This window comes from Aeromonas rivuli (genome assembly GCF_000820045.1).
Classification (GTDB): Bacteria; Pseudomonadota; Gammaproteobacteria; order Enterobacterales; family Aeromonadaceae; genus Aeromonas; species Aeromonas rivuli.
The window spans coordinates 79,850-92,617 of record NZ_CDBJ01000032.1 but is presented as its reverse complement, the minus strand read 5'-3'; the positions used below and the strand labels follow the sequence as shown (position 1 = coordinate 92,617).

8 protein-coding genes are annotated in these 12,768 nt (G+C 61.2%); 5 read left to right on the top strand and 3 right to left on the bottom strand.

Going from position 1 to position 12,768, the window contains the following annotated elements; genetic code table 11:
- The first annotated feature begins 188 nt into the window (after nucleotides 1–188).
- A complete protein-coding gene (gene nadA, locus BN1130_RS07435) occupies nucleotides 189–1,262 on the top strand; it encodes a quinolinate synthase NadA (RefSeq protein WP_042041170.1) in 1,074 nt (357 codons plus the stop codon).
- Between the two features lie 316 nt (nucleotides 1,263–1,578).
- Here nadA and BN1130_RS07430 read toward each other — a convergent pair whose 3' ends face one another.
- Nucleotides 1,579–2,445, bottom strand: a complete 867-nt coding sequence (locus BN1130_RS07430; RefSeq protein ID WP_042041169.1) for a D-hexose-6-phosphate mutarotase — start codon at nucleotides 2,443–2,445, stop codon at nucleotides 1,579–1,581.
- A 112-nt stretch (nucleotides 2,446–2,557) separates the two neighbouring features.
- A complete protein-coding gene (gene gap / locus BN1130_RS07425; RefSeq protein WP_033129683.1) occupies nucleotides 2,558–3,553 on the bottom strand; it encodes a type I glyceraldehyde-3-phosphate dehydrogenase in 996 nt (331 codons plus the stop codon).
- A gap of 322 nt (nucleotides 3,554–3,875) precedes the next feature.
- On the opposite strand from gap, the gene malQ reads away from it, so the two are divergent.
- The 4 genes from malQ to msrB all read left to right on the top strand — a co-directional run bounded on the left by malQ (nucleotide 3,876) and on the right by msrB (nucleotide 10,952).
- Entirely contained in the window at nucleotides 3,876–6,065 is a 2,190-nt protein-coding gene (gene malQ, locus BN1130_RS07420; protein ID WP_042041168.1) for a 4-alpha-glucanotransferase, read from the top strand.
- 76 nt (nucleotides 6,066–6,141) lie between these two features.
- On the top strand, nucleotides 6,142–8,319 hold the full coding sequence (gene glgB / locus BN1130_RS07415) for a 1,4-alpha-glucan branching protein GlgB (RefSeq protein WP_042041166.1): 2,178 nt from the start codon (nucleotides 6,142–6,144) through the stop codon (nucleotides 8,317–8,319).
- Complete coding sequence (gene glgX, locus BN1130_RS07410; RefSeq protein WP_042041165.1) at nucleotides 8,319–10,400, top strand: glycogen debranching protein GlgX; 2,082 nt, start codon at nucleotides 8,319–8,321, stop codon at nucleotides 10,398–10,400. Before glgB ends, glgX begins: the two co-directional genes overlap by 1 nt.
- A 162-nt stretch (nucleotides 10,401–10,562) precedes the next feature.
- Nucleotides 10,563–10,952 carry a peptide-methionine (R)-S-oxide reductase MsrB gene (gene msrB / locus BN1130_RS07405; protein ID WP_042041164.1) on the top strand — a complete coding sequence of 130 codons (390 nt, stop codon included), beginning with the start codon at nucleotides 10,563–10,565 and terminating at the stop codon, nucleotides 10,950–10,952.
- A 354-nt stretch (nucleotides 10,953–11,306) separates the two neighbouring features.
- On the opposite strand, the gene chrA is transcribed toward msrB, so the two are convergent.
- Nucleotides 11,307–12,440, bottom strand: a complete 1,134-nt coding sequence (chrA, locus tag BN1130_RS07400; protein ID WP_042041163.1) for a chromate efflux transporter — start codon at nucleotides 12,438–12,440, stop codon at nucleotides 11,307–11,309.
- Nucleotides 12,441–12,768: the final 328 nt, after the last annotated feature.

The window sequence follows — 12,768 nt, the reverse complement described above, 5'->3', positions numbered from 1 at the left end:
GAGCCCAGTAACGACCACCATATTCCAGGCCATCGAGATGGTCACACAAAAAGGCCCGCACAAATGTGCGGGCCTTTTTGTTGTGGGCGCGCTTGAGCCCTCTGACGGTGATTGTGATTTGTTGATGGGTTTGTGGCCGGCTTCTGGTTATAATTTTGGCCTTTCCAAGCCCTGATGGAACAGTCGCAATGAGCAATGCACTGAGCAGTATCCCTCCCGCGGTTGAGATGGATTACCCCTTCCCGGCCAAACCCGTCCCCTTGAGCCAGGCCGAGAAGAGCCGCTTCATCGAGGAGATCAAGGCGCTGTTGATTGAGCGCAAGGCCGTGCTGATCGCCCACTACTACACGGATCCCGAGATCCAGGCCCTGGCCGAAGCCACCGGTGGTTTCGTCGGTGACTCCCTGGAGATGGCCCGTTTTGGCCGGGATCACGCAGCCCAGACCCTGATCGTGGCGGGGGTGCGTTTCATGGGGGAAACGTCCAAGATCCTGAGTCCCCACAAACAGGTGTTGATGCCGACCCTGAAGGCCGAGTGTTCCCTCGATCTGGGTTGCCCGATTGAGCAGTTCTCCGCCTTCTGCGATGCCCACCCGGATCATATCATCGTCGTTTATGCCAACACCTCGGCTGCGGTCAAGGCACGGGCAGACTGGGTGGTGACTTCCAGCATTGCGCTCGAAATCGTCGAACATCTCGATAGCCAGGGTCACAAGATCATCTGGGGCCCGGACAGGCACCTGGGCGCCTATATCGAGAAGAAGACCGGTGCCCAGATGCTGCGCTGGCAAGGGCACTGCATCGTCCATGATGAGTTCAAGGCGAGCGCCCTGCGTGCCCTCAAGGCCCAGAACCCGGACGCGGCCGTGCTGGTGCACCCGGAGTCCCCGGCGTCGGTCATCGAGCTGGCCGATGCGGTGGGTTCCACCAGTCAGCTGATCAAGGCGGCGCGGGACTTGCCTCAGAAGAAACTGATCGTGGCGACCGATCGCGGCATCTTCTACAAGATGCAGCAGGCTTGTCCGGACAAGGAGATGGTCGAGGCACCGACCGGTGGTGACGGCGCGACCTGCCGCAGCTGTGCTCATTGCCCCTGGATGGCGATGAACGGCCTGGCGGCTATCAAGGATGCGCTCACCGATGGTGCCGAGCAGCATGAGATATTGGTCGACGAGGCCCTGCGCATCAAGGCATTGATCCCCCTCGATCGCATGTTGGACTTTGCCGCAGAGCTCAAGCTGAAGGTGCAGGGTAACGCCTGACAGGCTGCCCATGAGGCTAACCAGCCGCCATGAAAGAGGGCACCCCAGGGTGCCCTCTTGCTATTGGCTGATCGTTAGCAAATCACGGTCGAGAAGCTGTGCTCTTCATCCGGCGCGACGGTCACGCCAGCATCGGCGGTGATGGTGGCTTCGACGCAGAGGTTGGAGTGATAGCCCTCATCGCCCGCTCTGGGGTCAGATGATCACGGTGGAGAAACTGTGCTCTTCATCCGGCGCGACAGTCACGCCAGTATCGGCGGTGATGGCCGCTTCGACGCAGAGGTTGGAGTGGTAGCCCTCATCGTCCGCTCTGGGGTCAGATGATCACGGTGGAGAAACTGTGCTCTTCATCCGGCGCGACGGTCACGCCAGTATCGGCGGTGATGGCGGCTTCGACGCAGAGCATGGTGCGGTAACCGTCGTTGCTCATATCCGCCATGGCGGTGGCCCCTTCCAGCCAAGGGGTCCAGACCACAATGCTGTCGTGGTTGCCGCTGACCACCTGAGTGGTGCGATCGCCATCCTGAACCCGGATCATGGCCTCGGGTTGGTGGTAGACCCGATCAATGGCTGCTGTGAGCGTCAGAGCGCCCTGTTGCTGCGCATCCTGGCCGGTCAGCTTGTCGGCGTAGGGTTCGCCGAGGCCTTGCACCTCGATGGCCTCAGGGGCGCTCACCTGCAAGTAGGTGTGCAGGGCGGCGTTATAGACGATGGGCGCCGACCCTGTGTTGCGGGTCGTCAGGACCAGGGAGAGCTCGCGGCCGACCAGTATATCGAGTTCCAGCTCGAAGGGGTGGGGCCAGAGTGCCTGTGTGGCATCGCTATCGGTCAGGGAGAGATGGACCAGGGTGCCATCTTCGTGATCGCTCACCCCATCCAGTGTCCAGAGGCTGGTACGGGCGAAACCATGGGCTGGTTTGCCGTTGCCTACCCGGGCGGGGGAGGGGCCAAACCAGGGCCAGCAGACAGGTATGCCGCCACGGATAGGCTTGCTGCCATCCAGCACGGCCTTGTTGCTTAGCCAGAGGGATGCTGGCTCACCATGGCGTTGATAGCGCAACACATGGCCACCAAACAGGCTGATCTCGGCCTTGGCGACCCCATTGTCGATATAGAGCAGGGGCAGGCCGGACGCGTTGTTGACTAGCTGGCAGTTGGCAGTCAGGGGACGGAGGGATTGCATGGGAACTCCTTGAGGATCCGGCGATGATTCGACGACCCAACAACAGTGTGCAGATAACAAAAAAGGCGGCCAATGGCCGCCTTTTTTACGCTACGTGATGGCGCATCCCAAATTACTTGGAGATGTGAGCGATCAGGTCCAGAACTTTGCTGGAGTAGCCCATTTCGTTGTCGTACCAGGATACAACTTTCACGAATTTGTCGTTCAGTGCGATACCGGCTTTGGCATCGAACACGGAAGTCTGACGCTCACCCAGGAAGTCGGTGGAGACCACTTGATCTTCGGTGTAGCCCAGCACGCCCTTCATGGAGCCTTCGGAGGCTGCTTTCATGGCTGCGCAGATTTCGGCGTAGGTGGCGGCTTTCTTCAGGTTAACGGTCAGGTCAACAACGGACACGTCCGGAGTCGGTACGCGGAACGCCATACCGGTCAGTTTGCCGTTCAGCTCAGGGATGACCACGCCAACAGCTTTGGCAGCACCGGTAGAGGACGGGATGATGTTCTGAGCCGCACCGCGGCCACCGCGCCAGTCTTTGGCAGACGGACCATCAACGGTCTTCTGGGTAGCAGTGGTAGCGTGGACAGTAGTCATCAGGCCGGATTCGATACCGAAGGTATCGTTCAGAACCTTGGCGATCGGGGCCAGGCAGTTGGTGGTGCAGGAAGCGTTGGAAACGATGTCCTGGCCAGCGTAGGTAGAGTCGTTAACACCCATGACGAACATAGGGGTAGCGTCTTTGGACGGGCCAGTCAGTACGACTTTCTTGGCACCGGCAGCGATGTGCTTACGTGCAGTGGCGTCGTCCAGGAACAGACCGGTAGCCTCGGCAACCACGTCAACACCGATGGCATCCCATTTCAGGTTGGCCGGGTCACGCTCAGCGGTAACACGCACGGTTTTACCGTTAACAACCAGGTTGCCGTCTTTGACTTCAACGGTGCCATTGAAACGGCCGTGAGTGGAGTCGTACTTCAGCATGTAAGCCATGTAGTCAACGTCGATCAGGTCGTTGATACCAACAACTTCGATGTCAGCGCGCTCAGCGGCCAGACGGAAAACGAAACGACCGATACGGCCAAAACCGTTAATACCTACTTTGATAGTCATAATTGGTTACCTAACTGTTCAGTAGTCAAAGAAAATTCCGTTTGTAAATTTACTAGAACTCACCGGTGAGTCAACCAACAATCTGCTCGAAATTGCGCTATATCATGAAAAACTGTGAAATTTATTTTCTGTTTATGTAACTGACTACCAGTTTTTGTCGAAAGAGATAACCCAAATAGTGCCTACTCTGTCACACAACCCCCGGGTCAGATGTGTGAAAATGGCGGCGGTTTGGCGTGGCCAAAGAGCCAGTTCGCCTGTAAGACCCATAAAAACTAAACAAAATAGTATAGACAGAATCCACAGCGGGAATTCTCAAACTATGACCACCCTGATAGAACAGCTGGCTGCCGCCAAAGGCATTGCCAGCGAGTATGTTGATGCCTGGGGCCAACCGGCCCAGGTATCCCAAGAGAGCAAGGCCGCCATGCTGGGGGCCATGGGCTACCAGGTCGATGACGACGCGACGCTCACCGCCCAATTGGAACAGGAGTACCGCCAGCACTGGTTGCGCGCCCTGGATCCCGTGATGGTGGTGCGTGAAGGCGAGCCCATCGTGCTGGAGTTGCGTCTGCCCATCGATTTTGTCAACGACACCCTCAGCTGGCAGCTGGCGCTGGAGCAGGGGGGCGCGTTGTCCGGTCAGCTCACCCCGGTCGAGGGCGAACTGGTCGGCGTCGCCGAATTTGAAGAGATGGAGTGCCAGGCCTATCGCGTGGCGTTGGCGGTGCAGCCCGAGCTCGGCTATCACCAGCTGACACTGCTGGAAGAGGGCAACGACGAGCCCCTGGCCAGCATGCGGCTCATCGTCGCGCCCAAGGCGTGCTACAAACAGGCGCCCATCGCCAACGGCCGCAAGGTGTGGGGGCCGAGCGTGCAGCTCTATTGCCTGCGCAGTCGCACCAACTGGGGCATTGGCGATTTCAGCGATCTGGGCTTGCTGGTCGAGCGCGTGGCTGGCTGGGGCGCACACTTCGTGGGTCTGAACCCCATTCATGCCCTCTATCCGGCCAATCCGGAGAGTGCCAGCCCCTATAGCCCCTCTTCCCGTCGCTGGTTGAACCTCATCTACATCGACGTGGAAGCCGTGCCTGAATTCCAGGCCAATGCGGCCCTCAAGGCCGAAGTCGCCTCATCCTCCTTCCAGCAGCAGCTCGCCTCGTTGCGCGCCAAGGAGTACGTGGACTACAGCGGCGTCACCGCCATCAAGCTGCCCATGCTGCGCCAGGTGTTCGATCAGAGCCCGTTGAGCGGCACCCGCCTCGCGGCCTTCGAATCCTTCGTCGCAGCCGGTGGTGACAGCCTGCAGCAGCAGGCGAGCTTCGACGCTATCCAGGCCAGCCTCTATGCAGAAGGTCAAAATGCCTGGGGCTGGCCAGTCTGGCCCGAGGCCTTGCAGGATTACCACAATGCGGAGGTCGCCAGCTGGGTGGCCGCCCACAGCCAGGAGGTGAGATTCTACCTCTACCTGCAGTTCCTGGCCGATGAGCAGCTCGCCGCGGCCGATGCCAGGGCCAAGGCGGCCGGTATGGTGATGGGGATCTACCGGGATCTGGCGGTGGGGGTCTCCGAAGGCTCGACCGAGATCTGGGCCAACCGTGCACTCTATTGCCCGAAAGCCTCGGTCGGTGCGCCGCCCGATATCCTGGGGCCACTCGGCCAGAACTGGGGTCTGCCCCCCATGAATCCGAGCCAGCTCTTTGAAGCGGCCTATCAGCCCATGGTGGACATGTTCAGGGCCAACATGCGTTCGTGCGGCGCGCTGCGCATCGACCATGTCATGGCCTTGCTGCGGCTGTGGTGGGTACCACCTGGTGCCTCTGCGGCCAAAGGGGCCTATATCTACTACCCGGTCGATGACCTGCTCGGCATACTGGCGCTGGAGTCCCACCGCAATCAGTGTCTGCTGATAGGGGAAGATCTCGGCACTGTGCCTGAGGGCATAGATGTGACCCTCAAAGAGAATGGCGTCCACTCCTACAAGGTGTTCTTCTTCGAGCGCTCCAAGGAGGATGGCGGCTATATCTCCCCGGCCCACTACACCGAGCAGGCGATGTCGGCCCTGACCACCCACGACATGCCGACCCTGAAGGGGTTCTGGCATTGTGACGATCTGGCGCTCGGCAAGGAGCTGGGACTCTACCCGGACGAGGCGGTACTCAAGACCCTCTATGCGGATCGCCACCAGGCCAAGCAGAGTATCCTCGACAGTCTGCATGGCCATGGGGTCATCTCCCCCAACGTCAGTCATGACGTCAACTGGGTTGGCATGAATACCGAGCTGAACCATGGTTTGCAGATCCACATGTCCCGTGGCAGCTGCGCCCTGTTCAGCACCCAGCTGGAAGATTGGCTGGAGATGGACAAACCGGTCAACGTGCCTGGTACCAGTTACGAATACCCGAACTGGCGTCGCAAGCTGTCGGCGGATCTGGAAGATCTGTTCGAGAGCGAGTCGCTCAAGGCGTTGGCGGCTCGTATGAGTCAGGCCCGCGATGAGGCCAGTCGTTGAGTCGTTTTTCCATGACTCGCTCACATCCGCTCGGGCCCTGGCCCGGGCGGATGCTCTGCTATGAAAGGATGTCCCTATGCTCGTTGAACGCTTGGCTGCGGCCCGTTGTGCCGATCCCTTCTCTCACTTAGGCCTCTGCGCGAATCCGGACGGACCCGGTCTGAGGTTGAGGGCCTGGTTGCCTGACGCCATCGAGGTCGGCGTCAAGGATCTCAAGTCGGGCAAATTGGTCGCCACCCTGACTCCCAGTGACCCATCGGGTCTTTTTGAAACTGTTTTCACCCGCCGCAAACTCCCCTTTCCCTATCAGCTCATCGCCCGCTATGCCGATGCCAGCCACGATATCATCGATCCCTATCAGTGCCAGGATGCCGCCTGGCACGGCCTGGCCGAACTGACCGCGGCCCCCGAGCATCTCTATCAGACCCTGGGGGCTCAGCTCACCACCATCACCCACCTCGGCCAGTCGATTGCCGGGGTGCGTTTCGCCGTCTATGCCCCGAGTGCCACTGCGGTGAGCCTCATCGGCGACTTCAACCTGTGGGATGGTCGTCGTCACCCCATGCAGCGCAGCCTGTGTGGCCACTGGGTGCTGTTCGTGCCTGGTATGCAGGCCGGGGCACGTTACAAGTTCGAGCTCAAGGATCTGGCGGGCAATCGGCTGCCCCACAAGAGCGATCCGGTCGGCTTCTACTGCGAGCAGTATCCGTCGTTCGCCTCGGTGGTCTACGACCATGAACAGTACCAGTGGCAAGATGGCGACTGGCAAGCCCGCTGTGGCGGTGACAAGCGCGAGCAGGCACTTTCCATTTATGAGCTGCATGTGGGCTCCTGGAAGCGCCACCCCAATGGCGACAGCCTGAGTTGGCGCGAACTGGCGGTGGATCTGGTGGGCTACGTCACCGACATGGGCTACACCCACATCGAACTGCTGCCCGTCTCCGAGCACCCGTTCAGCGGATCCTGGGGTTATCAGCCGGTGGGCATGTTCTCGCCGACCAGCCGCTTTGGCAGTGCCGATGACTTCAAATTTTTCGTCGATGCCTGCCATCAGGCGGGAATTGGCGTCATCCTGGATTGGGTGCCTGCCCACTTCCCGTCCGATGCCCATGGTCTGGCCCGCTTCGATGGCACGCCGCTCTACGAGTACGAGGATCCGCGCCGGGGCTGGCACCCTGACTGGAACTCCTACATCTATGATTTTGGCCGGGACACGGTGCGCCAGTTCCTGGTGGCGAGCGCCCTCTACTGGCTCGACAAGTTCCACATCGATGGCCTGCGGGTCGATGCGGTCGCCTCCATGCTCTATCTGGACTATTCGCGCAATGCCGGGGAGTGGGTTCCCAACGTCGATGGCGGCAACCACAACTACGAGGCGATCAGCCTGCTCAAGTGGTTCAACGAAGCTGTCTATGGTCAGTATCCCAACGCGGTGACCATAGCCGAGGAGTCCACCGCCTTTGCGGGTGTCTCCCGACCCACCTTCCTCGGTGGCCTGGGATTTGGCTTTAAGTGGAACATGGGTTGGATGCACGACACCTTGAGTTACATGCAGAAGGAGCCGGTGCATCGCCGTTATCACCACAACGAGATGACCTTCGCCATGGTGTATCACTATGACGAGAACTTCATCCTGCCGCTCTCCCACGACGAGGTGGTGCACGGTAAACACTCCCTGCTCTACAAGATGCCGGGGGATGAGTGGCAGCAAGCCGCTAACCTGCGCGCCTACATGGGGTACATGTACGGTCATCCGGGCAAGAAGCTCAACTTCATGGGCACCGAAATCGCGCAGAGCAGTGAGTGGAACCATGATGCCCAGTTGCCCTGGCACCTGCTGCACTTCCCGAAACACGCGGGCCAGCAGGCGCTGATCCGCGATCTCAACCAGCTCTATCGCCAGGAAACTGCCCTCTTCGAGGCGGATCATGAGCGTCAGGGATTCCGCTGGCTGGATCATAACGATGCCGACAACAGCATCCTGGCCTGGCTGCGCGCCGACTTGAATGGCAACGGATCCGTGCTGGTCGCCAGTAACTTTACCCCGGTACCGCGTCAACACTATCGACTCGGTGTGCCGGGCGCTGGCCGTTATCGGGTGCTGCTCAACACCGACAGCGAGCATTACTGGGGCAGCAACTATGATGTGGGTTTGGATTTTGTCGCCGAATCGACCCCCTGGCAGGGCATGAGCCACTCCATCGAGCTGGACTTGCCACCGCTTGCGACCTTGTTCATCAAACAGGAGTCTTGATGGTCAATATCGAGAAGGGAAGCGGCCAGCGCCTCGGGGCCTGGCTGGATGAGACGGGATGTCAGTTCTGCGTCTGGGCACCGCAAGCAGAGCGGGTCGAGCTCTGCCTCTATGACGAGCAGGAGCAGGAGACGGCTTGTCTGGTGTTGCCCGGGCAGCGTGGTCAGTACCGGTTCGGTCATGTCAGCGGCATAGGGGCGGGTCAGCGTTACGGCTATCGCCTCTATGGCGAACCTCAGGATGGCCTGCTGTTTGATGGCGACAAGCTGCTGATAGACCCCTATGCGCGTGGGCTCTCCCGCCCGCTGCGCTGGGATGCCGAGAGTTACGAGGGGGACAGCGCGGCCATGCAGGCCAAGTCGGTGGTGGTCCGGGATGATTTCGACTGGCAGGGGGTGACCAAGCCGACCATTAGCCCGGCGCAGACCCTGATTTATGAAGCCCACGTCAAGGGCTTCACCAAGCTGCACCCTGCCATCCCGGAGGCCGAACGGGGCACCTATCTGGGGCTCTGCCATCCCCTGATGCTGACCCACCTCAAGTCGCTCGGCATCAGTTCATTGCAACTGATGCCGGTGGCGGCCTTCATGGCCGAACCCAGGCTGGAGGATCTGGGGCTCACCAACTACTGGGGCTACAACCCGGTCGCCTTCTTTGCCCCCGAGCCACGCTACGCCGTGCGGGACGCTGTGACCGAGTTCAAGACCATGGTGCGCGAGCTGCACCGGGCCGGGATAGAGGTGATCCTGGATGTGGTCTACAACCATACCGCCGAATCGGGGTTTGACGGGCCAGTGCTGTCGTTCAAGGGGCTGGATAACAGCGGCTATTACAGTTTCGAACCCGGCGCCCATGGCCCGGATTTCAACCGTTATGCCAATGTCACCGGCTGTGGCAACAGCGTGAATCTGGATCACCCCAACAGCCTGCGGCTGGTGCTCGATGCCCTGCGCTACTGGGTGACCGAGATGCAGGTGGATGGTTTTCGCTTCGATCTCGCGGTGACGCTGGGGCGGGAGGCGGGGGAGTTCGAACCCATGGGGGCCTTCTTCAAGGCGCTGCTGGCCGATCCCGTGCTCGCCGGGGTCAAGCTGATCGCAGAGCCCTGGGACATTGGCCCGTTCGGCTACCGACTCGGTCAGTTCCCGAGCCAGTGGCAGGAGATCAACGATCGCTACCGGGATACGGTGCGCGCCTTCTGGCGTGGAGATGGCGGCAAGATGGCGGATCTTGCCACCCGCTTGATGGGCTCGCGGGATCTCTTCCCCAAGAACTGGCGCTCGCCGCATACCAGCATCAACTACCTCTGCTACCACGATGGCTTCACCCTGGAGGATCTGGTCTCTTACAACCAGCGCCACAACCAGGCCAATGGCGAGGATAACCGGGACGGTCACGGCAACAATCTCTCCAGCAACCACGGGGTGGAGGGGCCGACGCTCGATCCCAGGATCAGCAGTCTGCGGCTCCAGCAGAAACGCAACCTGATCGCCACCCTGTTGCTCTCCCAGGGTACCCCGCACTTTCTCGGCGGTGATGAGATGGGACGCAGTCAGCTCGGCAACAACAACGCCTACTGCCAGGACAACCAGATAAGCTGGGTCAATTGGCAATGGCGGCCGGAGGATGAGCGGCTGCTCGCGTTCACCCGGCAGATGGTGGCGCTGCGGGCCAGCTCCGAGGTCTTCTCCAACTTGCGGCTGTGTGACGACAGCTGGCATGGCGCCCAGGAGCACTGCCATCGCGTCGACTGGTATCACCCGGACGGTCATCCGCTCACGGATCAGGATTGGCAGGCGCCCATGGGCCAAGCCTTCGCCATGGACATTGGTTCTCTGGATGAGGAGGGGGAGCGTTGGCTGGTGCTGTTCAATGCCAGTGGTTATGACATCCAGTTCCGTCTGCCGCCCCCGGGGGAGGGGATGGAGTGGGTGCAGACCATAGACACGGCCACCAATGATGGCTTGCCCTTCCTGCCCGATGACATCAAGCGTCAAGTTGCCGTGGGGCGGGCTCACGCCCTCAAACTGCTGGAACGAGTCAGTCCGCCACTCGACCCTGTGGGTCATCATGCTCCCTGAATCCCGGTAGGTTGACCCTGGCAGATCAGCGGGATCAGCGGTTTTATCTGCCAAGGGGATCACAATCTCGCTTTTCCGGATATTTTGTGGGGTGGAGTCGGGGGCGTTGGCTGGTTATGCTGTGGCCCCTGTCTCACAGACCCTGCGCCGTGGAGGCAAGATTTGAGTGAAAATAACCCTGAAAACTGGCGCAACACTTTAAGCCCCGAGCAGTTCCATGTCTGCTGGGAGCGGGGCACTGAACAGCCTTACAGCGGCGCCCTGCTGCACAACCGCAAGAGTGGTGAATACCTCTGCACCTGCTGCAAACAGGTGATCTTCCCCTCGAGTGCCAAGTTTGATGCCGGTTGTGGCTGGCCCTCGTTCGACAGAGCCCTCGACGGCAGGGTGGATTACCGCAACGATGGCAGCCACGGCATGAAGCGGGTCGAGATCAGCTGCGCCGGTTGCGGGTCCCACCTGGGGCACGTCTTCCCGGATGGGCCGACCGAGACGGGGCAACGCTACTGCGTCAATAGTTTGAGCCTGGATTTTCAGGCCGACGAACCTTAGCAGGGGTACAGACGAGAGATGAAAACGGCGACGCTGCCCGGCAGCGTCGCCGTTTTTATGGGCGATGGAAAAGCCAGTCCCAGCGTCGGGCAGGCGCCGCTGTGGCGAGACGGACTCAGGCCAGCAGGCTGTTGTAACCGGGCAGCAGGGGCTGGCAAGTAACACATCAGGCCAGCAGCCGGTTGTAACCGGGCAGCAGGCAAGTAAGTAACTCAGGCCAGCAGCCTGTTGTAACCGGGCAGCAGGCAAGTAAGTAACTCAGGCCAGCAGCCTGTTGTAACCGGGCAGCAGGGGCAAGCAAGTAAGTCAGGCCAGCAGCCTGTTGTAACCGGACAGCAGGGGCAGGCAAGTAAGTCAGGCCAGCAGCAGGCTGCAGCCGAGCAGCAGGGCGGCCAGAGCCAGTATGGGCAGCTTCATCACCCGCAGCAGGAAGAGGCCGACTGTGGCCAGTGCGAGATCTCTCGGGGCCAGTATCGCGCTCTGCCAGATGGGTTGATAGAGGGCCGCCAGCAGCAGCCCCACCACGGCGGCGTTGATACCCGCGACGCCCCCCGCCAGCCGGGGCCTGGCCAGCAGAGCCTGCCAGCAGGGACTCAGGGCCCAGAGCAGCAGGAAGCCCGGCAGGAAGAGCGCCAGGGTCGCGAGCAGCGCGCCGAGCAGCGCCTGCTGTGGCAGCATCAAGGCCCCCAGATAGCTGGCCAGGGTAAACATGGGGCCTGGCACCAATTGCGCCAGGCTGTAACCGGTCAGGAACTGGCTGGGGCTCAAGGCCTGGCCCGCGCTCTGCTCGAGCAGAGGCAGCACCACATGGCCACCACCGAACACCAGGCTGCCCGCCTGGAAGAAGTCGGCAACCAGGCGGCCCGGCTCTGAACCGGCCAACAGGGGCAATCCGAGGAAGAGCAGCGTGAACAGGATCAGGCTGGGCCAATGAGGTCCCTGCCAGGGGGTGGACTGGGGGGCGGCGACCTTGGCCAGACGGGCACAGAGCAGGGCCCCGGCCAGCATCATCAACAACTGGGTGAGGAGACCCGGCTGCCACCAGAGCGCGGCCGCCGTTGCCACCATGATCCCTTGAGTCAGGCCGCTTTTGCAGAACTGACGCGCCATGCTGAGCACGGCATCGGCGACCACCACCAGCACCAGCAGCTTGAGGCCATGCAGGGCGGCGTCCAGCCAGAGATTTTGCGCAAGCTGACCCAGGCCCAGGGCGGCGAGGATCAGCAACAGGAAGGAGGGCAAGGTGAAGCCGACAAAGGCCGCCAGTGCGCCCCCCAGACCGGCTCTGTGGCGGCCGATGGCAAAGCCGAGTTGGCTGGAGGCCGGTCCCGGCAGCAGTTGGCACAGCGCCAGCTGTTGGGCGAACTCGGCTTGACTGAGCCAACCGAGCCGCTCGACGAAGGTGCGCTGGAAGTAGCCAATGTGAGCAGCCGGGCCGCCGAAGCTGGTGCAACCCAGCCAAAGAAACTGCAGAAAAATCCCTGTCATCCCTGAACTCGCATCCTGATAAAACCTGCATGATACAAGAGTTTCATGAATCGCAGATAACAAGGGCGCGGGCGAGGGCCCAGCAGATTCAGGCGCTTGCCGGCAGGTAGCAGGCACCAGCCAGCCAGCAGGCGATGGTCACTCTGTCGGCTGGCCTGGTTGCGGCAGATAGCAGCGCCCCGCCAGCCAGCAGGCGATGGGGATTAGGTCGGCTGGCCTGGTTGCGGCAGATAGCAGCGCCCGGCCAGCCAGCAGGCGATGGTCACTCTGTCGGCTGGCCTGGTTGCGGCAGATAGCAGCGTCCCGCCAGCCAGCCAGCAGGCGATGG

What these genes read in the sequence shown, in the direction of transcription:
- nadA (WP_042041170.1), top strand. Translation starts at nt 189, where the DNA reads ATGAGCAATGCACTGAGCAGTATCCCTCCCGCGGTTGAGATGGATTAC.
- malQ (WP_042041168.1), top strand. Translation starts at nt 3,876, where the DNA reads ATGACCACCCTGATAGAACAGCTGGCTGCCGCCAAAGGCATTGCCAGC.
- gap (WP_033129683.1), bottom strand. Translation starts at nt 3,553, where the DNA reads ATGACTATCAAAGTAGGTATTAACGGTTTTGGCCGTATCGGTCGTTTC.
- glgB (WP_042041166.1), top strand. Translation starts at nt 6,142, where the DNA reads ATGCTCGTTGAACGCTTGGCTGCGGCCCGTTGTGCCGATCCCTTCTCT.
- BN1130_RS07430 (WP_042041169.1), bottom strand. Translation starts at nt 2,445, where the DNA reads ATGCAATCCCTCCGTCCCCTGACTGCCAACTGCCAGCTAGTCAACAAC.
- chrA (WP_042041163.1), bottom strand. Translation starts at nt 12,440, where the DNA reads ATGACAGGGATTTTTCTGCAGTTTCTTTGGCTGGGTTGCACCAGCTTC.
- glgX (WP_042041165.1), top strand. Translation starts at nt 8,319, where the DNA reads ATGGTCAATATCGAGAAGGGAAGCGGCCAGCGCCTCGGGGCCTGGCTG.